Here is a 25,681-nt window from a genome sequence, read left to right as displayed (position 1 = left end):
TTTATTTGATTTCCGATGCCAAAGCGGCACACCAGGCCTCGCCACGCGAGCCCTGGGATAAAATTGTCAGCGAACGCCCGCTGTCTTGCGGGCTAATGGTAATGGTCAGGTCGGGCTTTGGCAAAAAGCCTGCACCTTTATCGGGCCACTCGATGAGGCACAGCGCATTGTCTTCGAAGTAGTCACGAATACCGAGGAACTCCAGCTCTTCCGGGTCGACCAATCGATACAAGTCGAAATGGAAGGCACGAACGTCACCAATTTCGTAGGGCTCGACCAAGGTAAAGGTCGGACTTTTCACCGCTCCGTTATGGCCCAGACCACGGATGATGCCCCGTGATAACGTGGTCTTACCCATCCCGAGATTGCCCTCAAGAAAAATCAGACCATGCCCTGCAGTGATACGGGCAATGCGTGCGCCAAAGTCGGTCATGGCTTGCTCATCAGCCAGGTACAGGGTTACTTCTGACACGGTGCATGCTCCTCCAGCAACTGACGAATTACGGGAATTAAATCACTGGCTGCCAGCCCACGGCCCAGTCGGCCCTCTCGCTCGCCCGCAGCGGCGTGCAGCCAAACAGCCAGAGTCGCGGCTTCAAACGCTTCCATGCCCTGGGCCAGCAAGGCCCCCAGCAGACCGCTGAGCACATCGCCGAGACCAGCACTGGCCATTGCTGAATGCCCAAGATCACAACGAGAGACACGACCATCCGGGCTGGCGATCAGACTGCCGGCGCCTTTCAAAACAGTGACGGCGCTGAAACGCTCGCTCAACGCGCGCGCCACGCTAATGCGGTCTTCCTGAACCTCAGCTGTCGAAATCCCCAATAAGCGTGCTGCCTCCCCTGGATGCGGAGTAATCAGGCAATCCTTGGGCAAACTCACGCCACCTTTGGCCAGCAAATTCAGCGCATCGGCATCCCAGACCTGCGGCAACGGCGCATTCGCCGCTGCCGATAACAGGCTGCGCCCCCAGGCGCCTTGCCCCAGCCCCGGGCCGACCACCAGCACCGACGCCTGCTCCAGCAAACCCATCAATTGGTTGGCAGACGAAGTGCCCAGCGCCATCACTTCCGGCAAGCGCGCCAGGGCCGCTGGCACATGCTCGCTGCGAGTCGCCAACGACACCAGGCCAGCACCGCTGCGCAAGGCGCATTGCGCGCTGAGCAGGATGGCGCCGCCAAAACCGCGATCGCCACCGATCAACAGGACATGACCGAACTGGCCTTTGTGGGCGTCCGCAGACCGTGGGGCCAGTGTCGGCAAATGGGCAGCGTCCAGTAACTGAACGTCGGGTAAATCATGTTTTGTCTGCGGCATGCGTCTTAGAGCTCCGATGTCTGGCAGAATTATACGCATCTCAGCTCCGGTTTCTCTTGTCTCATGCCTGCTATTACTACAGACCTCCCCGCTCTCGCCCAATCGATCAAGGAGTGGGGACGCGAGCTGGGCTTTCAACAAGTCGGCATCAGTGGCCTGGACCTCGGCGAGCATGAACAACACCTGGAGCGCTGGCTGGAAGCCGGCTACCACGGTGAAATGGACTACATGGGCGCCCACGGCAGCAAGCGCTCACACCCTGAGGAACTGGTACCCGGCACATTGCGCGTGGTTTCCCTACGCATGGACTACTTGGCCGGCGACAGCAAAATGGCGCAAGTCCTGGCTCAGCCGGAAAAAGCCTACGTGTCGCGTTATGCCTTGGGCCGCGATTATCACAAATTGATCCGCAAGCGCGTGCAACAGCTGGCGGACAAGATTCAAGCGCACATCGGGCCATTTGGTTTCCGTGCCTTTGTCGACAGCGCCCCGGTCCTTGAAAAAGCCATCGCCGAGCAAGCTGGCCTGGGCTGGATCGGCAAAAACACCCTGGTCCTGAATCGCAAGGCCGGTAGTTACTTCTTCCTCGCCGAACTGTTCGTCGACCTGCCCCTGCCGGTCGACCCGCCCCACGCCACTGAACATTGCGGTCGCTGCAGCGCCTGTCTCGACATCTGCCCGACCAATGCTTTTGTCGGCCCCTACGTGTTGGACGCCCGACGCTGCATTTCCTACCTGACCATTGAGCTCAAGGGCGCCATCCCGCAAGAACTGCGGCCACTGATCGGCAACCGGGTGTTCGGTTGCGATGACTGCCAGATCGTCTGCCCCTGGAATCGCTTCGCCCGTCCGTCGGGCGAAAGCGATTTCACCCCACGGCACAACCTGGATAACGCGGAGCTGGCCGTGCTGTTCATGTGGGATGAGGACAAATTTCTCAGCAGTACCGAAGGCTCGCCCTTGCGCCGCACAGGGTACGAGAACTGGCTGCGCAATTTGGCGGTGGGCCTGGGCAATGCGCCGTCGAGCATTCCGGTGCTGGAAGCCTTGAAAGCCCGCGCCGACTACCCGTCCGAACTGGTCCGCGAGCATGTAGCCTGGGCCCTCAAGCAGCACGGCATCCAGTAACGCGAGCGTCCGTCAGGCCTGGTCGTTGTAGACGAACTTGGGCATTTCCCAGTGGAAGCGGATGGCCAGCAAGCGCAGCAGAAAACCGCCAAACAGGGTGATCAGGATGGCTTGCTCGCCCGGCAACTGCAGGTAAATGCAGAACATGTAGCACCAGGCAGCGGCAAACGAGACGCTGGCGTACAGCTCGCGCCGGAAGATCAAGGGAATGTCGTTGCAGAAGATGTCGCGCAGGATCCCGCCGAACACCCCGGTGATCACCCCGCTGACGGAGGCCACCAGCATGCCATGGCCCATCTCCAGCGCCGTCATGCAGCCGATCAGGGTAAACGCCACCAGCCCCACAGCATCCAGCACCAGGAACAATGAGCGCAGGTGGCGCATCCAGCGTGCGGTGAACACCGTGATCATCGCCGCCACTGATGTCAGCACCAGGTACTCCGGATGCTTGACCCAGGTCAGCGGGTAGTGCCCCAACAACACGTCACGCACCGAACCACCGCCCAGCGCCGTGATGCAGGCGATCAACACCACACCAAACCAATCCATCCCGCGACGCCCGGCAGACAGCGCGCCGGTCATGGCTTCAGCAGTAATGGCAATCAGGTAAAGCATCAACAACATGGCGGCGGTCCTTGCAGGAAGGCGCGCAGTCTACTCAGAACACCCGAGCACCAAAAGGGGGCGGCGCGTGAAATAGCCGCCCTTCTTTATATAAGCGGATCAAGCCTTGATGAAATGCTTGCGGTAGTGCTGCAATTCGGCGATCGACTCACGGATGTCGTCCAGCGCCAGGTGCGTGCTGCCCTTCTTGAAACTGTCGCGAACGTCGGGCGCCCAGCGAGCCGCCAGCTCCTTGAGCGTCGAGACATCAAGGTTGCGGTAGTGGAAATAGCTTTCCAGGGATTTCATGTGGGTATAAAGGAAGCGGCGATCCTGGCAGATGCTGTTGCCACAGATGGGCGACTTGCCCTTGGGCACCCACTGCTCGAGAAACGCGATGGTCTGGGCCTCGGCCTCGGCCATGTTGATTTTGCTCTCGCGCACGCGCTGGGTCAGTCCGGAACCGCCATGTTGACGGGTGTTCCACTCGTCCATGCCGGCGAGGATCGCGTCGCTGTGATGGATGGCGATCACCGGACCTTCGGCCAGGGTGTTGAGGTTGCTGTCGGTGACGATGGTCGCCATCTCGATGATGACGTCGGTGTCCGGGTTTAGACCGGTCATTTCCAGGTCGATCCAGATCAGATTCTGCGGGTTTTGCATGTGTCGGCTCCTCGGCGTAGTTGCGCAGTTTAGCCTAGGCAACTGCGCGGGCGTGCTAAACTCGCGACCGTTTTACCTAATCGCTGCATTATCAACACGGAACACCCATGGCCAAACGCCAACTCAATCGTCGTCAAAACTGGCGCATCGAAAAGATTCAGGGCGAGCGCGCAGCCCGCGCCGCCAAACGCGAATCCTCCGCCGTCGAAGCGCTGGAAGGTGGGGACCTGGGCCCCGAACAGACGGGCCTGGTGATTGCGCACTTCGGCGTGCAGGTCGAAGTCGAAGCCCGTGACGGCGAATTGGCCGGCCAGGTATTCCGCTGCCACTTGCGCGCCAACCTGCCAGCGCTGGTCACTGGCGACCAGGTGGTCTGGCGTGCCGGCAACCAGGGGATCGGCGTGATCGTCGCGCAACTGCCGCGCAAGACCGAACTGTGCCGCCCGGACAGCCGTGGCCAGCTCAAGCCGGTCGCCGCCAACGTCGACATGATCGTCATCGTCTTCGCTCCGCTGCCCGAGCCCCACGCCAACCTGATCGACCGCTACCTGGTGGCCGCCGAACACGCCGGTATTCGCCCGTTGCTGCTGCTCAACAAGTTCGACCTAATCGACGAGCACAACGCGCCCGCACTGAATGCCCTGCTGGAGGTGTACCGCACCCTCGGCTACCCGGTGCTGGAAGTTTCGGCGCATCACGGCAATGGCATGCAAACCCTGCAGGAACAACTGGACGGGCGCATCAGCGTGTTCGTCGGCCAGTCCGGTGTCGGCAAATCGTCGCTGGTTAACAGCTTGCTGCCGGATGTCGAAACCCGCGTCGGCCCGCTGTCCGAGCTGTCTGGCCAGGGCACTCATACCACGACCACCGCTCGCCTGTTCCACTTTCCCGGTGGCGGTGAGCTGATCGACTCCCCGGGCATCCGCGAATTCGGCCTCGGGCACGTCAGCCGCTACGACGTCGAGGCCGGCTTCATCGAGTTCAATGACTTGATCGGGACGTGCCGCTTCCGCGACTGCAAGCACGACCGCGAGCCGGGTTGCGCCCTGCTCAAGGCCCTGGAAGATGGCCGTGTGCAGCAACAGCGCATGAACAGCTATCGCTCGATCATCGCCAGCCTGCCTGAAACCAGCTACTGATCAGACGATCTGGCACGGACGCAGATGTCCGTGCCAGGTAAAAAACATCCGTAAGAATTTTTTCCTTCGAGCGAAGGACGTGTCTCTTTATGCTCGGCCGCCTTGCTGCCCCGACCCCCTCTCCTACAGTCAGTCCCACTTCGTGCACAAGGGACACGCTCAATGCCTGTATTCATCAGCTACCGTCACATGGATCGCCCACACGCCATCCTCATTCACAATCGCCTGATGCAGGCGAACATCAGGACCTGCCTGGAGGTCCTGGATCCCGAATCCCAGACCACCGACGACATCAGCGGCCTGATAACCCGCAACGTCGGCGAGAACAGTCACCTGCTGGCACTGGTCAGCGACAAATCGGCGCTGGCCTGGTGGGTACCGTTCCAGCTCGGCGAGGCGACGATCTGCAATCGACGCATTTGCACCTTTAAGACCGGCGCCAGCGAATTGCCGGACTACCTCGACAAATGGCCCAGGCTGGCAAAAATCGCCGACATCGACTTCTTCATCGATGCCTACCGCAACGAGCAAACACTCAGACGCTCGATGAATCTGGACACGGATACCAGCAACGAGTGGCTGCACACCAGTAACAAAACCAATGCCGAACGCTTTCACAACGAACTCAAGGCACGCATCCGCCGCGGCTTTTAAGGTCAAGCGCGCAAAAAAAAGCCGACATTGCTGTCGGCTTTTTCTCACTGCTTCGGCGGTTCGGCCGGCTTGGGCGCCGGATCGTCGAAAAGGTTCAAACGCTCGCGCAACTCATGGGCCGGCAAAGGTTGCTGGTCGGCCGGCAGGGCATGGGGATCCGCCGGCACCTCGCCTGGCGCTCCCTGACCCTGGGTCGGCGCAGGGGCAGGCTCGGCACCTTGCTCACCTTCGATGGCGCGCTGGGCTTTCTTGGTCAATACCACAATGTCGATGCGCCGATTGACCGGATTGAACGGATTCTCCCGGTCAAACAGAGCCGACGAGGCATAGCCCACTACCCGCGCCACCTGGGCTTCCGGATAACTACCCGCAACCAGCGCTCGACGGGCAGCGTTGGCGCGGTTGGACGACAGCTCCCAGTTACCGAAATCGCCGCTGCCGGTGTACGGCTTGGCATCGGTGTGGCCGCTGATGCTGATCTTGTTCGGCACCGCCTTGATGGTGTCAGCCATGGCCAGCAGAATGTCTTCGAAGTAAGGCTTCAAGCGCGCGCTACCGGAGTCGAACATCGGCCGGTTCTCCGAATCGATGATCTGAATGCGCAGGCCATCCGGAGTAATCTCGAACAGGATCTGGTCCTTGAACTTCTGTAGCTGCGGATTCTCTTCAACCTTGTTCTGCAGTTCCTGCAGTAACAGCTCGAGGCGCTCCTGCTCGACCTGCTCGGCCATGCCTTCAACCTGATCGGTATCAACCGTGACCTTGTCCGGCTGCGGCTGGAACTTGGCTTCCGGGTTGAGCGTCTGGTCCGGCGCCAGTTCAGGCGAGCCACCCAGATCGATGACGTAGGGCGTGCCGCTCTCGGTAAAGCCGATCGGATCCTTGAAGTAACCGGCGATAGCGATCTTCTGTTCCGGCGTGGCTGTGGATAACAGCCACAACACCAGGAAGAACGCCATCATCGCCGTGGCGAAGTCAGCGAAGGCGATTTTCCATGCGCCCCCGTGATGCCCGCCAGCAATGCGCTTGACGCGCTTGATGATTATCGGCTGATTATTTTCCATGACTTAGCGACCGCGAACCGCTTGCTCCAGCTCGGAGAAGCTCGGACGGTGCGCCGGGTACAACACCTTGCGCCCGAACTCCACCGCCAGCGATGGCGGCATGCCTGAGGCCGAGGCTACCAGCGAGGCCTTGATTGCTTCGTAGGTGTTCAGCTCCTCCTTGGCATCGTGGGCCAGGGAGTGAGCCAGGGGACCGAAGAAGCCGTAGGCCGCAAGAATACCGAAGAAGGTACCCACCAGCGCAGCGCCGACGTGCAGGCCAATGGACGCCTGGTCGCCCTCGCCCAGGGACGCCATGGTCACCACGATACCCAGTACCGCGGCAACGATACCGAAACCGGGCATGCCATCGGCGATGCCGTTCACCGCGTGAGACGGGTGCTCCAGATCTTCCTTGAGGCTGTAGAGCTCCATGTCGAACAGACCTTCGAGCTCATGGGGCGCCATGTTGCCGGAGGACATGATGCGCAGGTAATCGCAGACGAAAGCGGTCATGCGCTCGTCCTTGAGAACAGTCGGGTACTTGGCAAAAATCGGACTCGCGGCCGCGTCCTCGATATCCGCCTCGATCGCCATCATGCCTTCGCGGCGGCTTTTGTTGAGGATCTCGTAGATCAGGCCCAGCACTTCCAGGTAGAAAGCATGGGTGAAGCGCGTACCGAACATGCTCAGGGACTTCTTGAGCACGTGCTTGGTCATGTAGCCGGGGTTCGCCTGGAGGAATGCACCCAGCGCCGCACCACCGATGATCATCACCTCAAAGGGCTGAATGAGGGCGGCAATCTTGCCGTGGGAAAGCACGTATCCGCCGAGCACGCTCGCGAATACGACGATGATGCCGATAATTTTAGCCATAGGTAGGAAGGTACTTACTTAAGTCGGGTTCAAGGTCATATTCGGAAGTTAAAAAATCTCTTCTTCTACTTATCGGCAAAACTGCGCCAGACTATAGCCAGTTATGGCGAAAAGCCAATTTGCCCCCATCCGGGCGTGTTTGAAGTCAACGGTGACCGCGCCCGACCATGGCTAATGCAACCAACTCCACACCTGCCACACTCCAGGATTGGGTCAAGCGTCTCGATAGCGTGATCTTGCCCGTACCGCTGGCCAGTCATGACCGGGTTAGCCGGGCGCTGAACAACTCTCGCAGCTCGTTGCGCGAGATTGCCGACTTGATCCAGGGCAGTCCGGCGCTGGCCCTGAGCGTGATTCGCGAAGCCAATCGGCATGTCAGCAGCAGCTTGACCGAGCCCTGCGAAAACCTCGAGGTGGCAATCAGCCGCCTGGGCCTCAAGCGCACCGCACAACTGCTCGCTCGCCTGCCTGCCGTCCCACAAAACGAAATCCCGCCAGCGCTGCGCAAGCTGCAGATGATCAGCCAGCACGCCTCGCAACAGGCCAACGGCTTTTTTGCCAGCCGGCTGGCGCGCTTGTGGCAGGACATCCACTGGGGCAGCCTGCTGTTCCTGGCGCCACTGTGGCCGCTGGCGCTCAGCGACCCAAAACGCCTGGAAGACTGGGAACGCCGGGTTATCCACAACGGCGAAGCGGCGCACAAGGTTGAAAAAGAGCTGTTCGGCGTGCACCTGCTCGAACTTTGCCAGACCCTGGTGGAGCTGTGGCGTCTGCCTTACTGGGTCGCACAGGGTTATCGACTGCTGATCAGCGAACAGCGCGAACTGGCCAAGGTCCTGCTGATTGCGCGAGATGCCGACCATCCGTTGCGCCAACAGAATCGCCTGGATGACGACCCGACCCTGCGCCGCTGGCTCAACCAGCCCGCCAACACAGTGCTACTGGCCAATGGCCTGGCGCTGTCGGCGCAACGCTCCTGGGTTAGCCCGCACACACTGCGCTGGCAATACCTGACCAGTCTGTACCTGCAAATCCCCATGGATGACGTGCAACAACAGCAGCACCAACAGGCCGCACAAAGCGCCCGCAACCACGCTATGCCAGACATCTGGCATCCGGCCGAGGCGCTGCTGTGGCCTTGGGGCAGCGCCGACGCACAACGCGACCGCTCGCCTGCCGGCCCGACAGCCGAAGACCTGGCACAGTGGCGCAAGCACTGCGCACAGCTGCTGACCGAACCCAGCCCATTCAGCAACGCCCTGCACCTGACCACCTGCGCCCGCGACGCCCTGGCGGCCTGCGGCCTGCGCCGCGCCGTACTGCTGATGGCCGATCGCAGCCACAGCCAATTGCGCGCCCACCAGACTCTCGGCCTCGGTCCGGACGCCGCCGCACTGAATCTGGTGGTCAGCCAGAGCAGCATCCTGCAACGCCTGCTGGCACAACCGGCACAATTGCGCCTGACACCCGCCAATCATGGGCAGTTCAGCGCCCACCTGCCGGCCACCCTGCGCAGCCTGTTCAGCGGCCAGCACCTGCTGCTGCGATCACTGGCAATCAATGGCAAGGTGCTCATGGTGCTGGTGGCGGATCAGGGCGGCGGGGACTTTTCCGACATTACCGTGCAAGCCTTCAGCAAAACCGCGCAATGCATCGAAAAAGCCCTGCACAGCTTTAGCCACCGCGGCCAGTGACGCTGCGCTACAATCCTCCCCTTTGTGCTCTGGAGACCTCGCATGTCTGACTTCTCTGGCTTGGCGCTGGTCATCGAACCGAGCGACCTGAGCGCCCGTCTCGATGCCCGCGAATTGATCCTGGTCGACCTGACCAGCAGCGCCCGCTACGCCGAGGGGCATATCCCTGGCGCACGGTTTGTCGATCCCAAGCGCACCCAATTGGGCCAGCCACCGGCACCCGGCCTGATGCCGCCGCAAGCGGCACTCGAAGCGCTGTTCGGCGAACTGGGGCACAACCCGGATGCGGTCTACGTGGTGTACGACGACGAAGGCGGCGGCTGGGCCGGACGCTTCATCTGGCTGCTGGATGTCATCGGCCACACGCGCTACCACTACCTCGACGGCGGGCTGCTGGCCTGGCTGGCCGAGGGTCTGCCAACGTCCACCGAGGTGCCGGCGGCCGTAGACGGTTCGGTCGCGCTGACCCTGCACGAGGCGCCCACGGCCACTCGCGAGTACCTGCAAAGCCGCCTCGGTGCCGCCGACCTGGCGATCTGGGACGCCCGTGGCCCGCTGGAATACTCCGGTGAAAAAGTCCTGGCCGCCAAAGCCGGACACATCCCCGGCGCGATCAATTTCGAGTGGACCGCCGGCATGGATCCGGCGCGCAATCTGCGGATCCGCCGCGACATGCCGCAGATCCTCGAACAGCTCGGCATCACCGCCGACAAGGAAATCATTACTCACTGCCAGACCCACCACCGCTCTGGCTTCACTTATCTGGTGGCCAAGGCACTCGGTTATCCGCGGGTCAAAGGCTACGCCGGTTCATGGGGCGAATGGGGCAACCACCCTGATACGCCCGTTGAGATTTAAGGTTTTTAAGGACACCCAATGAAAAATCGCTTGTTCATCATCAGTCAGTACCTGCTGCCCCACCACCTATTGTCACGCCTGGCCGGCTGCATTGCCGAATGCCGCGTGCGCTGGTTCAAGAATGCCTTCACCGCCTGGTTCGCCAAGCGCTATCAGGTGGACATGTCCCAGGCCCTGGTCGAAGACCTGACCGCCTATGAGCACTTCAACGCCTTCTTCACCCGCGCATTGAAAGACGGCGCTCGCCCGCTGGATCAAACCCCGGGCGCGATCCTCAGCCCGGCCGACGGCGCGGTCAGCCAACTGGGTCCGATCGAACACGGCCGGGTCTTCCAGGCCAAGGGCCACAGCTTCAGCGTGCTGGAACTGCTCGGCGGTGACGCGGCCAATGCGGCGCCGTTCATGGGCGGTGATTTCGCCACCATCTACCTGTCGCCGAAGGACTACCACCGCGTGCACATGCCGCTGGCCGGCACACTGCGCGAGATGGTCTACATCCCGGGCCGGATCTTTTCGGTCAACCAGACCACCGCAGAAAACGTTCCGGAACTGTTTGCCCGCAACGAACGCGTGGCGTGCATTTTCGACACCGAGCGCGGGCCGATGGCCGTGGTACTGGTGGGCGCCATGATCGTCGCCTCGATCGAAACCGTCTGGGCTGGTCTGGTCACACCACCCAAGCGCGAACTGAAAACCTTCCGCTACGACGAAGCCGCCCGCGCGCCAATCCACCTGGAAAAAGGCGCGGAGTTGGGTCGCTTCAAATTGGGTTCGACGGCTGTCGTGCTGTTTGGCCCGGATCAAGTGCAGTGGGCGCAGGAGCTGGCGGCAGGTTCGCCAGTGGTGATGGGCCAGGGGCTGGGTTCGCCGAAGGCCTGATTAGCAGCGAGATAAACCTGTAAGAGCGAGCCTGCTCGCGAAAGCGCGGTGTCAGTCAACATAGATGTTGAATGTGATGCCGCTTTCGCGAGCAAGCCGCAAGCGGGCACCCGCTCCTACAAGGGATCAGCGTTAGAGCTGGCCGTCGCGATCGCGGAAGCCCAGCAGGTACAACACGCCATCCAGCCCAAGGGTGGAGATCGCCTGCTTGGCCGACTGCTTCACCAGCGGTTTGGCACGAAACGCCACGCCCAATCCGGCAATCGCCAGCATCGGCAGATCGTTGGCACCGTCACCGACCGCAATGGTCTGCTCCAGTCGCAATCCTTCCTTGTGTGCCAGCTCTCGCAGCAGATCAGCCTTGCGTTGCGCGTCGACAATCGGCTCCACCGCCACACCGGTGACCTTGCCGTCGAGCACTTCAAGCTCGTTGGCAAACACGTAGTCGATGCCCAGCTTGGCTTGCAGTTGCTTGGCGAAGTAGGTGAAACCACCCGACAGAATCGCCGTCTTGTAACCCAGGCGCTTGAGCTCGGCGAACAGGGTTTCGGCGCCTTCGGTCAGGCGCAGCGAGGCGCCGATGGAGTCGAGCACGCTGACGTCCAGCCCCTTGAGCAAGGCCAGGCGTTCCTTGAAGCTGGCACGGAAATCCAGCTCGCCAGCCATCGCCCGCTCAGTGATTTCCGAGACCTGATCACCGACACCGGCGGCCTTGGCCAATTCGTCGATGACTTCTGCCTCGATCAGTGTCGAGTCCATGTCGAACACCGCCAGGCGACGGTTACGACGGAACAGCGAATCTTCCTGAAAGGCGATGTCGACGTTCAATTCCTGGGCAACACTGAGGAATTCGGCTCGCAGGGCCTGCGGATCGGCCGCTTCGCCACGCACGGAAAACTCGATGCAGCCCTTACCCTTATCGGCCGGGGTGTCCAGCGGCATGCGCCCGGACAGACGATCGATGTGATCGATGTTCAAGCCGTACTTGGCAGTGATCGAACTCACGCACTGCAACTGCTCGGCGGTCACTTTGCGGGTCAACAGGGTGACGATGTGACGCTTTTTACCCTGGTTACCGACCCACTGCTGGTAATCCTCTTCGGACACCGGCGTGAAACGCACCTGCTGGTCGAGCTTATAAGCGGTGAACAGGATGTCCTTGAGCACCGACTTGCCTTGCTCGGTGTCGGGAATTTCAACCAGGATGCCGAACGACAGCGTGTCGTGGATCACCGCCTGACCGATGTCGAGAATGTTCACACCACCCTGGGCCAGTACACCGGTAATGGCCGCAGTCAGACCCGGACGGTCGACTCCCGTGATGTTTATCAGGACGATTTCGCGCAAGGCGCACCCCCGCAAGTGGAAAAAAACCGCATTCTACCCACATTCAGTGACCATCGGGCACAGCGAGCGCTTTGCCGGTCTGGGGGCTATCGCTATACTGCGCTCCAACTCCACGGACAAAGAGCCGAGCTCAGTGAACCGGCCCACGCCAGTCAAACCCGATAACTTCTTCCTGCTGATCTTCCGTGCACTGCGCCACCGCCGTGTACCGATCGCATTGCGCATCGCCAGCCATAACGTGATCCTGGTCGCCTTGGCCCTGGTGATCTACGCCTGCGTGATGGGTCTGCAGTTCAAGCAGGCGATGCACGAGCAGGCCGATGCCCTTGGCCAGAGCCTGACCACCCAGACGGCGACGTCAGCGACCGAGCTATTGGTGTCCAATGACATCCTCAGCCTCAATGTCCTGCTGAATAACCTGACGAAGAATCCGTTGGTGGCCCACGCTGCTATCTATAGCGTCGACAACCGGATTCTCGCCGAGGCCGGGCAGCGCCCCAAGCAAAGCCTGCTGGGTGAAACCCAGGGCATGTACGAGAGCAAGATCACCTTCCAGGACGTGACCGCCGGTCAATTGCGTATCAGCCTGGATATGGATCAATTCGAACAGCCGATGACCATCAGCCTGCAAAGCATGGGCATCCTCAGCGCTATCCTGCTGGCTTTGGCTTTGGCTTTGAGCCTGCGCCTTGGCCGGCACATCTCCACACCGTTGCTGCAGTTGCGCGTGTGGTTGCGTGATATCGACGAACACACGCCTGGCACCCAGCGCCAGGACGAAATTGGCGACCTGGCTCGCCAACTGCACGCCAGTTTCGCGCCAGAGCCGGTCATCCCCGAGCCGGTCGCAGAGCCGGAAATCGACGAACTGGACGACACCGAAGACGACGAGCCAGCCTTTGAAGTGCGTAACCTGCGTGACCCGAGCTTCGATGAAAGCGCACCGGTTGCGACCCCTAAAGCGGCGCCTCGGCACGTGATCAAGGCGACTGAGGATGAGTCGGACGAAGATGACGAGGACCCGTTCGCTGATCTTCGCGACAGCGCCACTGACCCGGTGGTCGTCAAGCCGCAAGCCAAAGTCGCTGCCTCCACCCAGCCTCAGTTCAGCGCTGTACTGGCGGTGCAACTGGGCGCCCAGGAACAATTGCGACGCCTGCCGCGGGCACGCCTGACCGAGCTGCTCGACCGCTACCGCGACTGCCTCGACCAGGCCGCCTCGCTATATGAAAGCGAACTGCACACGCTCAATGACGGCAGCACGCTGATGCTGTTCCACACCCAGGACAGCGGTGAGGATTACCTGACCAATGCCATTTGCTGCGGCGAACTGCTGCGCGCACTCGGCCATCAATTGCAGATCGAAGTCGCCGACAGCGGCATTACCCTGCAACTGCAACTCGGCCTGACCCTGGGCGACGAACTCTACGGCCTGAGCCAGATCGACCTGCTGCTGACCGAAACCGCCCAAGACGCTCTCGCCCTGTCCCAACACAGCCGCAATCTGCTGCTGGTGGAGCGCAAGATCAACGACGATGCGCTGATCCGCCAACGCGCCCGTATCCGCCCGATTGCCAGCCCGGAAGGCGCCTGCTGCGTCGAGCGCCTGATGGAGCCTTATCCGTCGATGCTGGAACGCCAACTGGCCCGTATGCACGAGACCAGCGCCAAGGACTGAGCCAATCAGAGATAACAAAAAGCCCGCATTCGCGGGCTTTTTGTTATTGGGTCGAACCTGTGGGGGGCGGCGGTGCGACGACTCGACTTGCTCGCGATGACGGCGTCACGACCACCATCATAATCGCGGGCAAGTCGAGCCCACCCCCACAAGACCCAATCAGAAGCGGAACACTTCCATATCGGTTCGCACCGGTGCGGCCATCGGGATCTTCGGCTGTTTCTCCCGCTCCGCTGGAGCCGTTGGCTTGACCGCTGCCGGCTTGCGCGGGGCTTCGACGATAGCGGGCTGGTTGGCCAATGGCTTCAAGGCGACCGAAAGTTGTTCGGCTAGACGCTGCAGCAAGATGCCTTGAGCCTGAACCTGCGCGGCAGTACCGCCGGCATGCTGCTCCTGCAGGTGAATGATGCGGTTATCGCGAACCTGGCCACGACGGTCGATCAAGCGCCACTGAGCATCGAGGACCGCAGGTTGCGACTCGCCGGAGTCCAGGCGGGTAATCGACAACAACACCTGAACGTCCGGGGCGAAACCCAGGGTCGCCGGAGCCAGCACGACGCGCTGGCTGTCCAATTGACCGGCTACCTGGCGCAGCAGCAATTGATTGATGTCCGAGGACAGACTGCCCGCCCAGCGACCGTCGGTGGAAGCCTGCAGGCTGCCGTCCGGCTGGCGTTGCAACAGGGTCTCGCGTTGCAGGTAATCGGCAATCAACACTGGGCCCAGCAAAACCGCCATGCCCGCGCTTTGCGCAGGTTGCGCCGGGCTACCGCTGTCCAGCTGATACAGCGACACCGGCTGGTGCGTACTGCAACCCGCCAGGCCAAGAACGCCAGCGAGCAAAAAAATTAGGGGAAAGCGCAGAACAGTCATCATCCCATCCAGGTGACGGCCATAAGACCGATCACTGTGAAAATACTCAAAAAATATGAAGAACGCTCGACCACGCCGGCGCTTGAAAGGCCATATCATCCGTGAATATGCCTTGCGACTCCAGCGCGAAAGCGTCGATCTACGGGTTAAATCGTAGATCGAGGGCTCTAGACGGCTTAATTGAGAGTTTCTACCAATAGTGCATCCACACGCTGGAAGCCACGCGGCAGCTTATTGCCCCGTCGCCCACGCTCACCTTTGTAGTGCTCCAGGTCATCGGCCTTGAGCGACAGGGTGCGTTTGCCGGCTTGCAGTACCAAGGTCGCACCGTCTGGCAGCACAGCGATATCGGTGACGTATTCCTCGCGGTTGGCCACACGTTCGCCGGGGATGCCGATGATTTTGTTGCCCTTGCCCTTGCCCAGCTGCGGCAGGTCGCTGATTTTGAAGATCAGCAGGCGCCCTTCGGTGGTGACCGAGGCCAACCAGTTCTCATCCCTATCGGCAACCGGACGCGGCAGGATCACCTTGGCGTTGTTTGGCAGGCTCAACAACGCCTTGCCCGCCTTGTTCTTGGCCTGCAGGTCCTCGCCCTTGACCACGAAGCCGTAGCCCGCGTCGGAAGCGATGACGTACAGCCCTTCATCTTCAGGCATCAGCACGCATTCGAAGGTCGCACCCGGTGGCGGCGTCAGACGACCGGTCAAGGGTTCGCCCTGGCCCCGCGCAGACGGCAAGGTATGCGCCGCAACCGAATAGCTGCGCCCGGTGGAGTCGATGAACACCGCGAATTGGTTGGAACGCCCCGCCGCCAGTGCCTTGAACCCATCACCCGCCTTGTAGGAAAGACCGGTAGCGTCGATGTCATGGCCCTTGGCCGAGCGCACCCAGCCTTTTTCCGACAGCACTACCGTGACTTTCTCGTTAGGCAGCAGATCGTGCTCGGTCAGTGCCTTGGCTTCCGCACGTTCGACAATCGGTGACCGACGGTCGTCGCCATAGGTTTCAGCGTCCTTGATCAATTCGCTGCGCACCAGCTTCTTGAGTTTGGATTCGCTGCTGAGCAGGGCTTGCAGCTTGGCCTGCTCCTTGAGTAGTTCGTCCTGCTCGTCGCGCAGCTTCATTTCTTCGAGACGGGCCAACTGACGCAAGCGGGTGTCGAGGATGTAATCCGCCTGGATTTCGCTCAGGGCGAAGCGCTCGATCAGCTTGGCCTTCGGATGCTCCTCGGTGCGAATGATATGGATCACTTCGTCGAGGTTGAGGTAGGCAATCAGCAAGCCGTCCAACAGGTGCAGACGGCGCTCGACCTTGTCCAGGCGGAACTGCAAGCGGCGACGCACCGTGCGCACCCGGAATTCCAGCCATTCCACCAGCAGCGCCCGCAGGTTCTTCAGTTGCGGCTTGCCGTCGAGGCCGATGATGTTGATGTTGACCCGGTAGGTGGATTCCAGCTCGGTGCTGGCGAACAGGTGCTGCATCAGGGCTTCATGGTCGACCCGGCTGTTGACCGGAATAATCACGATCCGGCACGGGTTCTCATGGTCGGACTCATCACGCAGGTCAGCGATTTGCGGCGCCTTGGACGGCTTGGCCTGCATCATCGCGGCGATTTGCTCCAGCACCTTGGCGCCGGAAACCTGGTGGGGCAGCGCGGTGACGATGATGTCGCCGTCCTCGACGTTGTACACGGCACGCATTCGCACCGAACCACGACCGGTTTCGTAGATTTTCAGCAGGTCAGCGCGCGGTGTGATGATTTCCGCTTCGGTGGGGTAGTCCGGGCCCTGAATGTGCTCACAGAGTTGCTCGACCGTCGCCTTGGGCTCATCGAGCAGACGCACGCAGGCGGTAGCGACTTCACGCAGGTTGTGCGGCGGCACATCGGTGGCCATGCCGACGGCGATACCGGTGGTGCCGTTGAGCAGGATGTTCGGCAAACGCGCGGGCAATACCAGCGGTTCGTCGAGTGTACCGTCGAAGTTCGGCCCCCAGTCCGCCGTGCCCTGGCCCAACTCGCTGAGCAGCACTTCGGAATAGCGCGACAGGCGCGCCTCGGTGTAACGCATCGCCGCGAAGGATTTCGGGTCATCCGGCGCACCCCAGTTACCCTGCCCGTCCACCAGCGTGTAGCGGTAGCTGAACGGCTGCGCCATCAGCACCATGGCTTCGTAGCAGGCCGAGTCACCGTGGGGGTGGAATTTGCCGAGCACGTCACCGACGGTACGCGCGGATTTCTTGTGCTTGGAGTCGGCGTCCAGCCCCAACTCGCTCATCGCGTAGACGATACGCCGTTGCACGGGCTTCAGACCGTCGCCGATGTGCGGCAAGGCACGGTCCATGATCACGTACATGGAGTAGTTGAGGTAGGCGTTTTCGGTGAAGTCAGCCAGCGACCGGCGTTCTACGCCATCTAAGCTGTCTGCAAGGATATCGCTCATGCGGGCCTCATCAATTTGTTGACTGGCGCAGCAGCAAGGTGCCGCCGCGCTGGGTAAATTCGAGTTGTTTCAGGGCGCTCATGCCCAGCAGCACTTGGTTGCCGCTCAAGCCTGGCGCCACCAGGGCGCGCACGTCGTGCAAGACAATGTCGCCCAGTTTCAATTGTTCCAGCCGGGTGCGATAGCCCTGGCTGCGTCCGTTCGCGGTACTCAGGGTGACGGGCGCACCCTTCTCCAGACTCAGCCGCTCGGCCAGGCCCGCCGGGATCGACACATCGGTGGCCCCGGTATCGAGCATGAAGTTCACTGGCTGGCCATTGATCTGACCATCGGCCACAAAATGCCCCTGACCATTGCCCACCAGTTTGACCTCGATGTAGCCGTCGACCTGCTGCGAGCTGACTTGGGTATTGGGGTTTTCTCGACGCTGTTCCCACTCGCCGAAAAAACGCGTGGCCAGGAACAGCCCAGCACACCAGGCAAGCACCAATAGGATGCGCCCGGCGCGCTTGCCCGGCACCGGCTGACTCACGATTTGTCACTCCAGCCTGCCAGCGGCGCGGCGAAACGCCAGACCACCGGCCTGACTTCGCCATCGGCACGCGCACCGTTGTTGTTATCGATACCGACCCAGGCACCTTCGGCGTCGATCACCAGGGCTTCGGCGAGACCGTAAGGCTGTGGATAACGCCGCGACGCCTGCAAGGCCTCAGCGGCGAATGACCAGCAACGCTCGACCTTGGCACTCTCGGCATCGCGACGGCAGATCTCGTAGGCACTGCGCTCGAGCGTAAAGAGTTTGCCGGCAAACCATGCCAGGTCGGCAAAGTCCCGGGAAACCGCTCTAGCGCCGGGGAACTGTGCCGGCTGCATCTGCGTGCCGCCCTCGCTGAGCAACACGCAACCACCGTCACAATCCCAAGCGCTTTGCTGGCGCTTGATGCGCAGCAAGCCACGCCCCTCGCGCTCGGCCGCGAGCCACAGTCGATTGCCTTCAGGGTTGACCGCCAAGCCTTCGAACAGCGCATTGAAGTGCAGCAACATGCCACTGGCGCGCGCTTCGCGAACCAGGCTCGGCGAGATTTTCAGCCACTGCGCGGACCCTGTCGGCGACACCTGCAGCACAGCCGCGTGCGCCTCACTGACGACAAAACGGTTACCGGCCTGGTCGCAGCTGATGCCTTCGTAATCCAGCTCCCCGCCTCGCACCACCGACGCAGCCCAGGTCCGCGACGTCAAGCCCCAGGGCAAGCCACTGTCAGGCACTGGCGGCACGTCGATATGGATCGCCTCGGCCCGCCAAGTGCTGTCGCGAGTATCGAGCCGATACAGCCGGTCATCGTCACGGTCGGATATCGTCAACAGGTCGTCACCGCACTGCGCCAACCCAGACAGGTTGCCTCCGCGCATGCCTTCTACGGCATGTTCGGACAGCAGGCGCAATGGCTCTGCCGGCTGCGCGATGGCAGTTCCGGCAAACAACAGCATTGCGAGGGCGAAACCGCTCCGCATCAGGCCAGAACCTCGGCCAGATTGCCTTTGGATTCCAGCCAGGACTTGCGATCACCCGCGCGTTTCTTCGCCAGCAGCATGTCCATGATTTCCGCCGTCGCCTCGAAATCATCGAGGGTCAGTTGGACCAGGCGCCGGGTGTTCGGATCCATGGTGGTTTCACGCAACTGCGGCGGGTTCATTTCACCCAGGCCCTTGAATCGGGTGACCTGTGGCTTGCCGCGTTTTTTCTCGGCCACCAGGCGGTCGAGGATGCCATCGCGCTCGGCTTCGTCGAGGGCGTAGAAAATCTCCTTGCCCAAATCGATGCGATACAGCGGTGGCATGGCCACGTAGACGTGACCGGCATCCACCAGGGTACGGAAATGCTGGACGAACAAGGCACACAGCAAGGTAGCGATGTGCAGGCCGTCGGAGTCGGCGTCGGCAAGGATGCAGATCTTGCCGTAGCGCAGCTGGCTGATGTCCGTGGCACCCGGATCGACGCCGATGGCCACGGCAATGTTGTGCACTTCCTGGCTGGCCAGGACTTCACTGCCATCGACTTCCCAGGTGTTGAGGATCTTGCCGCGCAACGGCAGGATCGCCTGGAATTCCTTGTCTCGCGCCTGCTTGGCCGAACCACCGGCGGAATCACCTTCGACCAGGAACAGCTCGGAACGCATCGGGTCCTGCCCGGCGCAGTCAGCGAGTTTGCCCGGCAGCGCCGGCCCTTGAGTGATGCGCTTGCGCTCGACCTTCTTGCTCGCCTTGAGGCGACGCCCGGCGTTGTTGATCGCCAGCTCGGCCAGCAGCATCCCGGTTTCCGGGTTCGCATTAAGCCACAGGCTGAACGCATCCTTGACCACCCCGGACACGAACGCCGCCGCTTCACGGGACGACAGGCGCTCTTTGGTCTGGCCGGAGAACTGCGGCTCCTGCATCTTCATCGACAGAACGAAGGCAATTCGCTCCCAGACGTCTTCCGGTGCCAGCTTGACGCCGCGCGGCAACAGGCTGCGGAACTCGCAGAACTCGCGCATGGCATCGAGCAAGCCCTGGCGCAGGCCGTTGACGTGGGTGCCGCCCTGCGCCGTCGGGATCAGGTTGACGTAGCTTTCCTGGACACTGTCGCCACCTTCGGGCAGCCACAACAGCGCCCAGTCGACCGCTTCTTTATTACCCGCCAGGCTGCCGCAGAACGGCTCGTCGGGCAGGCGTTCGAATTCGCTGACGGCGTCTACCAGATAGGAGCGCAGGCCGTCTTCGTAATGCCACTCGACTTTCTCGCCGCTGGCCTTGTCTTCAAAGCTGACCAGCAGCCCCGGGCACAGCACGGCCTTGGCCTTGAGCACGTGTTTGAGGCGGCTGATGGAGAATTTCGGCGAATCGAAGTATTTCGGGTCCGGGGCAAAGAACACGCTGGTGCCGGTGTTGCGCTTACCGACAGTCCCGACGACTTCCAGCTCGGTTTTCTTGAAACCGTCGGCAAAGGTCATCTGGTATTCATTGCCGTCACGCTTGACCCGCACCCGCACTTCGGTCGACAGGGCATTGACCACCGAAATACCCACCCCGTGCAAACCGCCGGAGAACTGGTAGTTCTTGTTGGAAAACTTGCCGCCGGCGTGAAGCTTGGTGAGGATCAGCTCGACGCCGCTGACGCCCTCTTCCGGGTGGATATCCACCGGCATGCCGCGACCGTCATCGCAAACTTCCAGCGAGTGATCGGCGTGGAGGATGACCTGAACCGATTTGGCGTGGCCAGCCAGGGCTTCGTCGACACTGTTGTCGATGACTTCCTGGGCGAGGTGGTTCGGCCGACTGGTGTCGGTGTACATGCCAGGGCGCTTGCGCACCGGGTCGAGGCCCGAGAGGACTTCGATGGCGTCTGCGTTATAAGAGCTAGCGCTGGGAGTGGCCATGGGGTCTCGTCGTCAGTCATTCATGAAAATAGGAGCCAGGTGTTCACACTGCGGTGAAATCGATTGCCTGGTAAACATCTGCGCCAATGCCGGCAAAACTCAATAACGCCGGCATGCGCTCGGCGAACCCTTGGAAACTATGGTCGCCGCCCGCCTGAATGCGCAAGGCACAGGCTCGGTAATACTGTTGGGCGAGGCGATAGTCCAGCGTTTCGTCGCCGGTCTGCAGCCACACTTGATAACGCTGTGAATCCTGGGGCGCCGGCACTTCCAGTTCGGCAAGGGCCGCAACGTGGTCGAGGGTCAATTCCCATGTCTCTTCGGTATACAGGTTCTGCTGCGTCCCCAGATACCCGTCGAACATCCGGTGCGGAGCGACCGCCGGGTTGATCAGCAACGCCTTGAGGCCATGCTGTTCGGCCAAGTGAGTGGCATAGTAGCCGCCGAGTGAGCTGCCGACCAGCAGCGGCCGTCCCAGCTCGGCAATCGCCTGCTGCAACTGACCGATGGCCTCGCGTGGGTGGTGGTGCAAGGCCGGCACCCGCAGTTGCTCGCCCAGGCCCAGACGCTCCATCACGCCGACCAGCTGGCAGGCCTTCTTCGACGAAGGCGCGCTGTTGAAACCGTGGATATAGAGGATCGAACCGGACATGCAAGCTCCCTGCACCTGAGACAAAGAGCGGCAGTTTACAGGGAGTCCGGGCGCTTGACTTGCCCTGACACAAAACGGTCCATTTCGAAATCAGTAGCCGCTGGAACCGTAATCGACTTCGAAAACAAAGCCGCTGACCCGCTCCACACCGGTTTCCAGTTGTCCGTCCGGTAGCAGACGCAGCCAGCGATAGCCCGGCGCCAGAGTGTCGACCTTGAAGTCCTCGCTGCCCGGCGCGAACTGAATGCAGGTCGAAGGCGATGCGAGCAGGCGCACGTCATTACGCATCCGGTCGATTTCCTGGTGGACATGCCCCCACAACACGGCACGCACCTGTGGAAAACGATCCAGCACGGCAAACAGCGCCTCAGGGTTACGCAAGCCGATCGGCTCCATCCACGGGCAGCCGATGGACACCGGATGGTGATGGAAGCACACCAGATGATGACGCTGCGGCGCCTCGCTCAAGGCGCAGGCGAGCAATTGCAGTTGCTCATCCGCCAGAAAGCCGGGCACTGAACCCGGTACGGCCGAGTCGAGCAAGGTGATGCGCCAGTTGCCGATATCCACCACCGGTTCGAGCAGCGAACTCTGGGTCGCCGCCTGCTCCATCACCATCGGCTCATCGTGATTGCCCGGGATCCAGCGCGCCGGCGCCGCCAATTGCGCGCTTAACTGCCGAAACTGCTGATAGGACTCAAGGCTGCCGTCCTGAGACAGGTCGCCGCTGGCAACCAGCAGATCGATCTGCGGTTGCTGGGCCAGCACCAGGTCGATGACCTTTTGCAGGCTGTCGCGGGTATTCATGCCCAACAAGGTCCCGTGCGTGTCCGCGAACAGATGGCTGTCGGACAGTTGCACCAGCATGACTGGGTCGTTGACGGAAAGAGTGGCTACGCTCGGCAAGGCGTTCTCCCAGGGCGTGATCACGCGGGCGGATGAATGGCGCAATTATGCTGGGGCAGGGAAAAAGAGCAAAGTGTGGAAACGGACTCAGTTCACATCTGGCGCTTAACGCACCACTTCATATTCATGCCCGCAGGCCAGGCAATGGCTCAGCCATTCACCGAGGAACACGTTGAGCTGGGACTTTTCGTCAGGCTGGTGCATGAACGCATTGGGATAAGGGTAGATGCCACGAAAGCGCCGCGCATGCTCGGCACTGATGACTTCGGCCATGCGCGCGTCATGGTAGACCTGCACTTCCAGTTGCGGCACCGGCAGCCAGGGCAAGCTGTGCTCCTGGCGTACGCGCAAGGTGGTGGTGTAGGGACAGGTCAGCAGCACTTCCAGGGTCAGGACGCCAAGCATCTGATCGCCCTGGGTCATGGCGATGCGCCGGGCGGCTGGCGTGTCGCGCATGTCCGGCAGCAGCCGCAGCAGCCGGGCATAGTTGGCTTCGCAGGCGCTTTGCAGCCCCGCAAGATCGACCCGATAGCGGTCGCGTTGTTTGTTTACGACCATAGCCCCCTCACTTCAGCGCGGTTCAAAGCCAGCCATTGCATGGCAATAATGCTCGCCGCGTTGGAAATCCGTCCGTCACGTACGGCCTGCAGGGCATCTTCATAATCCCAGACCGTCACGCGAATATCTTCCGCTTCCTCCAGCAACCCATGCAGGCCGCCAGCCCCCGTGCTATCGCAACGTCCCAGGTACAGGTGCACGTATTCGGTGCTACCGCCCGGCGACGGGAAATAATTGAGCATCGGCCACAATGCCGTGATTTCCAGTCCAGCTTCCTCCTGCGCTTCCCGGCGAGCAACTTCTTCCGGCTGTTCCTGCTTGTCGATCAGACCAGCGACCAATTCGATCAGCCACGGATTCTCAACCTTGCCATAGGCGCCGACCCGGAACTGCTCGATCAACACCACGGTATCGCGCACCGGATCGTAGGGCAGGACACAGACCGCATCATGGCGCACAAACAATTCACGATTGATTTCCCGGCTCATGCCCCCGGCAAACAGCTCGTGGCGCAAGTGCACGCGATCGAGCTGGTAGAAACCCTTGTGGCAGTTTTCCGTGCGCACAACCTCTACTTGAGTCGGGATGGCGTTGGCGAAATCAGTCATGGTTATCCTCGTCTGCTGCAAAACCGGTACGAGGCTCCGACCTCGACATCGCGCCATCCTAACGCGCTCGCGGTGTTGGATGCAGCCCCTTTGCCACCAGTGGGATAGACGGCAGGGCTGTAAACCACTCTAATTAGCTTAGTGGCGAACTGACTGCCCCGCCGGTAGTCGAAGCCGGTAACTTTTGCCTCCCCTCGATCCTTGAAGGACGCCCATGTCACTTTTGAAAATCGCCTCCGTGGCCTGTATCGCCCTGACGCTGGGCGCCTGCCAAAGCCTGTTTCAACCCAGCTTCAAGGCGCCGCTGGAAACCCTGCGCGACACCGCCGAAACCATCAAGCCGGGCTGCACCGCCGCCGATTGTCCATTGGTGAACATCGACACCGTGCGCTTCCCCGGTGAGCCGCAACTCGATGGCATCATCGAAAAACGCCTGCTGCAAATGACTCGCACCTCACCCGACGCGCCGCTGCCCGCGTCGCTCGCGGCCTATCGCGATGAGTTCCTGCGCACTGCCGGCCCACGCACCAGCAGCTACCTGCAAGCCAAGGTACGCGAGCAGCATGACGGACTGGTGATCATTGAATTGTCGAGCTACTTCGATAACGGCACTGCCCATGGCGTGCCGGGCCGCGGTTTCATCAACTATTCGCGCCAGGAGCACAAAGTGCTGACCCTGGCCGACATGCTGAAACCGGGTGAAGAAACGGCGTTCTGGAAAGCCGCCCAGGTGGCGCACAACAGTTGGCTGATCAGCACCCGGCTCGATCAGGAGCCGGAGTTCCTCAAGGCCTGGCCCTTCAAGCAGACCCCTAACGTGGCACTGACCACGGCCGGGGTGATGCTCAAGTACGACGTGACCACCATTGCGCCTTACGCGCTGGGCCACGTCGAGTTGAAGATCCCTTACTCGCGCCTGGGCGGTATCCTCAAGCCTGAGCTGTTTCCCGCCCAAAAGTAACGATCCGGCCCAGCACCAGTTGCAGCAGCCCTGCCAGAATCAGCGCCGGCAGGGTTGCGCCCAACTCGGGATAGAGATTGGCCAGCACATGATAGGTCACCACCCCACCCAGCCAGGCGATCAGCGCCGAACCGCGCAACGCGGCTGAGCCCGCCACGGCACTGCGCTTGCGCAGAATGAAGTGATCCACCAGCACCACGCCGAACAACGGCGCGAACACCGAACCAATCAGCAGCAGGAAGTTCTGGTACTGCGCCAAGGGTGCGAGCAAGGCAATCAGGGTGCAGATCACGCCGATGGCCAGCGCCAGATGCTCGACTTTCAAGCGCGACAGGGTCGCACTGGACACCGCCGCCGAGTGGATATCGGCGAAGGCGTTTTCCGACTCGTCGAGCAGGATCAGCAGCAACGGGATGCCCAAGCCCGCACCGGCCAGCGCCAACAGCAAGGCATTGACCTCGCCGCTCGGGGCAAACGCCAGGGTGTAGGCTACGCCCAGGCTCATCAGCCAGAAATTACCGATGAAGAAGCCCAGCGCAGTGCCGCCAAACACATTTTTCGCACGCTTGCCGAAACGCGAGTAGTCGGCGATCAGCGGCAGCCAGGACAACGGCATGGCGATCGCAATGTCGAAACCGACGGCGAACGGCAGCGAACCATCGCCCGCCTGCACCCACAAAGCGGCCAGATCGGCCTTGGCAAACAGATTCCAGGTCAGCCAGATACACGCGGCCAGCAGCAGCCAGATGCCCCACTTGCGCAGGATCTGCCGGACGAAGGTCAACGGACCGCTAACGGCCAGCAGCGTCGCCAGGGCACCGAAGAACAGGGTCCAGACCAATGGATTGGCCATCAGGCTGGCCTCGTCAAAAGCTCGCGCACCCAGCAGGCTGGCGGCATCGCGCATAACGATGATTTCGAATGATCCCCAACCCACCAACTGCAGCAGGTTGAGCAACGCTGGCAAGCTGGCGCCCCGTGCGCCGAGGGTGAGTTTCAGCGCGGCCATCGACGACAAGCCGGTGTCACTGCCAATCACGCCGACGCAGGCCAGCAGCAATACGCCGACCAGCGTGCCGAGAAAAATCGCCAGCAACGAACCCGACAAGCCCAGACCAGGCGCCAACAAGGCCCCGGTCTGCAAAACCATCAGGCCGATACCGAGGGAGAACCACAGGGAAAACAGGTCGCGACCGCCGAACACACGTTTGTCCAACGGGACCGCGATTTCGGGGGAGTAGGTGCTGGGTTGAATGCTCAAGGGTGTTATCTCAGAGGGACATTTGTTGTTGTGTTGACCGCTATGGCTGGCAGGCCAGCTCCTACAGGGATTTTGTAAGTGCCACAGATCCAGTGTGGGAGCGAGCCTGCTCGCGAAGAGGGC

General features: G+C 61.4%; 25 protein-coding genes. 8 read left to right on the top strand and 17 right to left on the bottom strand.

Translation table 11 applies throughout. The annotated features are described in order from the left end of the window. Window position 1: 1 nt before the first annotated feature. Together tsaE and NR126_RS15530 are read right to left on the bottom strand one after the other, a co-directional pair. On the bottom strand, window positions 2–472 hold the full coding sequence (gene tsaE, locus NR126_RS15535; RefSeq protein WP_256830577.1) for a tRNA (adenosine(37)-N6)-threonylcarbamoyltransferase complex ATPase subunit type 1 TsaE: 471 nt from the start codon (window positions 470–472) through the stop codon (window positions 2–4). Then, window positions 460–1,320 (bottom strand): NAD(P)H-hydrate dehydratase, encoded by an 861-nt coding sequence (locus NR126_RS15530; RefSeq protein ID WP_027617526.1) that lies wholly within the window; start codon window positions 1,318–1,320, stop codon window positions 460–462. The genes tsaE and NR126_RS15530 overlap by 13 nt, the downstream gene beginning before the upstream one ends. 63 nt (window positions 1,321–1,383) lie before the next feature. Between NR126_RS15530 and queG the strand changes: the two genes are divergently transcribed. Further along, window positions 1,384–2,448 (top strand): tRNA epoxyqueuosine(34) reductase QueG, encoded by a 1,065-nt coding sequence (gene queG / locus NR126_RS15525; RefSeq protein WP_027617525.1) that lies wholly within the window; start codon window positions 1,384–1,386, stop codon window positions 2,446–2,448. 12 nt (window positions 2,449–2,460) lie between these two features. Here queG and NR126_RS15520 read toward each other — a convergent pair whose 3' ends face one another. Then, complete coding sequence (locus NR126_RS15520; protein ID WP_027617524.1) at window positions 2,461–3,072, bottom strand: trimeric intracellular cation channel family protein; 612 nt, start codon at window positions 3,070–3,072, stop codon at window positions 2,461–2,463. Window positions 3,073–3,171: 99 nt separating this feature from the next. Then, window positions 3,172–3,714, bottom strand: coding sequence for an oligoribonuclease (orn, locus tag NR126_RS15515; protein ID WP_027617523.1), 543 nt, complete (start codon window positions 3,712–3,714; stop codon window positions 3,172–3,174). Window positions 3,715–3,821: 107 nt separating this feature from the next. Between orn and rsgA the strand changes: the two genes are divergently transcribed. Further along, window positions 3,822–4,853: a small ribosomal subunit biogenesis GTPase RsgA gene (gene rsgA, locus NR126_RS15510; protein WP_027617522.1), complete on the top strand. Its 1,032-nt coding sequence runs from the start codon at window positions 3,822–3,824 to the stop codon at window positions 4,851–4,853. Window positions 4,854–5,015: 162 nt separating this feature from the next. Further along, window positions 5,016–5,507, top strand: coding sequence for a toll/interleukin-1 receptor domain-containing protein (locus NR126_RS15505; protein WP_027617521.1), 492 nt, complete (start codon window positions 5,016–5,018; stop codon window positions 5,505–5,507). A gap of 44 nt (window positions 5,508–5,551) precedes the next feature. On the opposite strand, the gene motB is transcribed toward NR126_RS15505, so the two are convergent. Together motB and motA are read right to left on the bottom strand one after the other, a co-directional pair. Then, window positions 5,552–6,571 carry a flagellar motor protein MotB gene (gene motB / locus NR126_RS15500; RefSeq protein WP_027617520.1) on the bottom strand — a complete coding sequence of 340 codons (1,020 nt, stop codon included), beginning with the start codon at window positions 6,569–6,571 and terminating at the stop codon, window positions 5,552–5,554. Window positions 6,572–6,574: 3 nt separating this feature from the next. After that, window positions 6,575–7,426 carry a flagellar motor stator protein MotA gene (gene motA / locus NR126_RS15495; RefSeq protein ID WP_027617519.1) on the bottom strand — a complete coding sequence of 284 codons (852 nt, stop codon included), beginning with the start codon at window positions 7,424–7,426 and terminating at the stop codon, window positions 6,575–6,577. A 167-nt stretch (window positions 7,427–7,593) separates the two neighbouring features. On the opposite strand from motA, the gene NR126_RS15490 reads away from it, so the two are divergent. The 3 genes from NR126_RS15490 to asd are packed head-to-tail and all read left to right on the top strand — an operon-like array spanning window position 7,594 to window position 10,857. Further along, a complete protein-coding gene (locus tag NR126_RS15490; RefSeq protein ID WP_256830576.1) occupies window positions 7,594–9,120 on the top strand; it encodes an HDOD domain-containing protein in 1,527 nt (508 codons plus the stop codon). Between the two features lie 42 nt (window positions 9,121–9,162). Beyond that, window positions 9,163–9,978 (top strand): thiosulfate sulfurtransferase, encoded by an 816-nt coding sequence (rhdA, locus tag NR126_RS15485; protein ID WP_105754012.1) that lies wholly within the window; start codon window positions 9,163–9,165, stop codon window positions 9,976–9,978. Window positions 9,979–9,996: 18 nt separating this feature from the next. After that, complete coding sequence (gene asd / locus NR126_RS15480; protein WP_027617516.1) at window positions 9,997–10,857, top strand: archaetidylserine decarboxylase; 861 nt, start codon at window positions 9,997–9,999, stop codon at window positions 10,855–10,857. Between the two features lie 132 nt (window positions 10,858–10,989). Here asd and serB read toward each other — a convergent pair whose 3' ends face one another. Continuing rightward, window positions 10,990–12,204, bottom strand: a complete 1,215-nt coding sequence (gene serB, locus NR126_RS15475) for a phosphoserine phosphatase SerB (protein ID WP_256830575.1) — start codon at window positions 12,202–12,204, stop codon at window positions 10,990–10,992. Between the two features lie 133 nt (window positions 12,205–12,337). Here serB and NR126_RS15470 point away from each other — a divergent pair, with 133 nt between their 5' ends. Further along, window positions 12,338–13,882, top strand: coding sequence for an AhpA/YtjB family protein (locus NR126_RS15470; protein ID WP_027617514.1), 1,545 nt, complete (start codon window positions 12,338–12,340; stop codon window positions 13,880–13,882). A gap of 159 nt (window positions 13,883–14,041) precedes the next feature. On the opposite strand, the gene NR126_RS15465 is transcribed toward NR126_RS15470, so the two are convergent. The 9 genes from NR126_RS15465 to NR126_RS15425 all read right to left on the bottom strand — a co-directional run bounded on the left by NR126_RS15465 (window position 14,042) and on the right by NR126_RS15425 (window position 23,336). Next, entirely contained in the window at window positions 14,042–14,755 is a 714-nt protein-coding gene (locus tag NR126_RS15465; RefSeq protein WP_027617513.1) for a membrane integrity-associated transporter subunit PqiC, read from the bottom strand. A 176-nt stretch (window positions 14,756–14,931) separates the two neighbouring features. Further along, window positions 14,932–17,196, bottom strand: coding sequence for a DNA topoisomerase IV subunit A (gene parC / locus NR126_RS15460; RefSeq protein WP_027617512.1), 2,265 nt, complete (start codon window positions 17,194–17,196; stop codon window positions 14,932–14,934). 10 nt (window positions 17,197–17,206) lie between these two features. Continuing rightward, window positions 17,207–17,728, bottom strand: a complete 522-nt coding sequence (locus tag NR126_RS15455) for a TIGR02281 family clan AA aspartic protease (RefSeq protein ID WP_027617511.1) — start codon at window positions 17,726–17,728, stop codon at window positions 17,207–17,209. Further along, complete coding sequence (locus tag NR126_RS15450; RefSeq protein WP_027617510.1) at window positions 17,725–18,708, bottom strand: esterase-like activity of phytase family protein; 984 nt, start codon at window positions 18,706–18,708, stop codon at window positions 17,725–17,727. The genes NR126_RS15455 and NR126_RS15450 overlap by 4 nt, the downstream gene beginning before the upstream one ends. Next, window positions 18,708–20,612, bottom strand: a complete 1,905-nt coding sequence (parE, locus tag NR126_RS15445) for a DNA topoisomerase IV subunit B (protein WP_027617509.1) — start codon at window positions 20,610–20,612, stop codon at window positions 18,708–18,710. The genes NR126_RS15450 and parE overlap by 1 nt, the downstream gene beginning before the upstream one ends. A 43-nt stretch (window positions 20,613–20,655) precedes the next feature. Further along, a complete protein-coding gene (locus NR126_RS15440; protein ID WP_027617508.1) occupies window positions 20,656–21,264 on the bottom strand; it encodes a YqiA/YcfP family alpha/beta fold hydrolase in 609 nt (202 codons plus the stop codon). Window positions 21,265–21,354: 90 nt separating this feature from the next. After that, a complete protein-coding gene (gene cpdA, locus NR126_RS15435) occupies window positions 21,355–22,170 on the bottom strand; it encodes a 3',5'-cyclic-AMP phosphodiesterase (RefSeq protein ID WP_256830574.1) in 816 nt (271 codons plus the stop codon). A gap of 105 nt (window positions 22,171–22,275) precedes the next feature. Continuing rightward, window positions 22,276–22,728, bottom strand: coding sequence for a DUF1249 domain-containing protein (locus NR126_RS15430; RefSeq protein WP_027617506.1), 453 nt, complete (start codon window positions 22,726–22,728; stop codon window positions 22,276–22,278). After that, window positions 22,719–23,336, bottom strand: a complete 618-nt coding sequence (locus NR126_RS15425) for an NUDIX domain-containing protein (protein WP_027617505.1) — start codon at window positions 23,334–23,336, stop codon at window positions 22,719–22,721. The genes NR126_RS15430 and NR126_RS15425 overlap by 10 nt, the downstream gene beginning before the upstream one ends. Before the next feature lie 214 nt (window positions 23,337–23,550). On the opposite strand from NR126_RS15425, the gene NR126_RS15420 reads away from it, so the two are divergent. Beyond that, window positions 23,551–24,297, top strand: coding sequence for an RsiV family protein (locus tag NR126_RS15420; protein ID WP_027617504.1), 747 nt, complete (start codon window positions 23,551–23,553; stop codon window positions 24,295–24,297). Here NR126_RS15420 and cytX read toward each other — a convergent pair. Continuing rightward, window positions 24,266–25,558 carry a putative hydroxymethylpyrimidine transporter CytX gene (gene cytX / locus NR126_RS15415; protein WP_256830573.1) on the bottom strand — a complete coding sequence of 431 codons (1,293 nt, stop codon included), beginning with the start codon at window positions 25,556–25,558 and terminating at the stop codon, window positions 24,266–24,268. The two genes, NR126_RS15420 and cytX, sit on opposite strands and share 32 nt — an antisense overlap. Between the last annotated feature and the right edge of the window lie 123 nt (window positions 25,559–25,681).

It is taken from the genome of Pseudomonas sp. Pse1 (assembly GCF_024519635.1).
GTDB lineage: Bacteria > Pseudomonadota > Gammaproteobacteria > Pseudomonadales > Pseudomonadaceae > Aquipseudomonas.
This window is presented reverse-complemented; position numbering and strand designations above follow the sequence as displayed.

Bases quoted from the DNA above. Each gene is read 5' to 3' on its own strand.
- rsgA (WP_027617522.1), top strand. From the start codon at position 3,822: ATGGCCAAACGCCAACTCAATCGTCGTCAAAACTGGCGCATCGAAAAG.
- NR126_RS15520 (WP_027617524.1), bottom strand. From the start codon at position 3,072: ATGTTGTTGATGCTTTACCTGATTGCCATTACTGCTGAAGCCATGACC.
- NR126_RS15425 (WP_027617505.1), bottom strand. From the start codon at position 23,336: ATGACTGATTTCGCCAACGCCATCCCGACTCAAGTAGAGGTTGTGCGC.
- parE (WP_027617509.1), bottom strand. From the start codon at position 20,612: ATGGCCACTCCCAGCGCTAGCTCTTATAACGCAGACGCCATCGAAGTC.
- motA (WP_027617519.1), bottom strand. From the start codon at position 7,426: ATGGCTAAAATTATCGGCATCATCGTCGTATTCGCGAGCGTGCTCGGC.
- rhdA (WP_105754012.1), top strand. From the start codon at position 9,163: ATGTCTGACTTCTCTGGCTTGGCGCTGGTCATCGAACCGAGCGACCTG.
- NR126_RS15420 (WP_027617504.1), top strand. From the start codon at position 23,551: ATGTCACTTTTGAAAATCGCCTCCGTGGCCTGTATCGCCCTGACGCTG.
- motB (WP_027617520.1), bottom strand. From the start codon at position 6,571: ATGGAAAATAATCAGCCGATAATCATCAAGCGCGTCAAGCGCATTGCT.
- NR126_RS15505 (WP_027617521.1), top strand. From the start codon at position 5,016: ATGCCTGTATTCATCAGCTACCGTCACATGGATCGCCCACACGCCATC.
- NR126_RS15465 (WP_027617513.1), bottom strand. From the start codon at position 14,755: ATGACTGTTCTGCGCTTTCCCCTAATTTTTTTGCTCGCTGGCGTTCTT.
- asd (WP_027617516.1), top strand. From the start codon at position 9,997: ATGAAAAATCGCTTGTTCATCATCAGTCAGTACCTGCTGCCCCACCAC.
- NR126_RS15530 (WP_027617526.1), bottom strand. From the start codon at position 1,320: ATGCCGCAGACAAAACATGATTTACCCGACGTTCAGTTACTGGACGCT.
- queG (WP_027617525.1), top strand. From the start codon at position 1,384: ATGCCTGCTATTACTACAGACCTCCCCGCTCTCGCCCAATCGATCAAG.
- orn (WP_027617523.1), bottom strand. From the start codon at position 3,714: ATGCAAAACCCGCAGAATCTGATCTGGATCGACCTGGAAATGACCGGT.
- NR126_RS15440 (WP_027617508.1), bottom strand. From the start codon at position 21,264: ATGTCCGGTTCGATCCTCTATATCCACGGTTTCAACAGCGCGCCTTCG.
- NR126_RS15450 (WP_027617510.1), bottom strand. From the start codon at position 18,708: ATGCGGAGCGGTTTCGCCCTCGCAATGCTGTTGTTTGCCGGAACTGCC.
- NR126_RS15430 (WP_027617506.1), bottom strand. From the start codon at position 22,728: ATGGTCGTAAACAAACAACGCGACCGCTATCGGGTCGATCTTGCGGGG.
- NR126_RS15490 (WP_256830576.1), top strand. From the start codon at position 7,594: ATGGCTAATGCAACCAACTCCACACCTGCCACACTCCAGGATTGGGTC.
- parC (WP_027617512.1), bottom strand. From the start codon at position 17,196: ATGAGCGATATCCTTGCAGACAGCTTAGATGGCGTAGAACGCCGGTCG.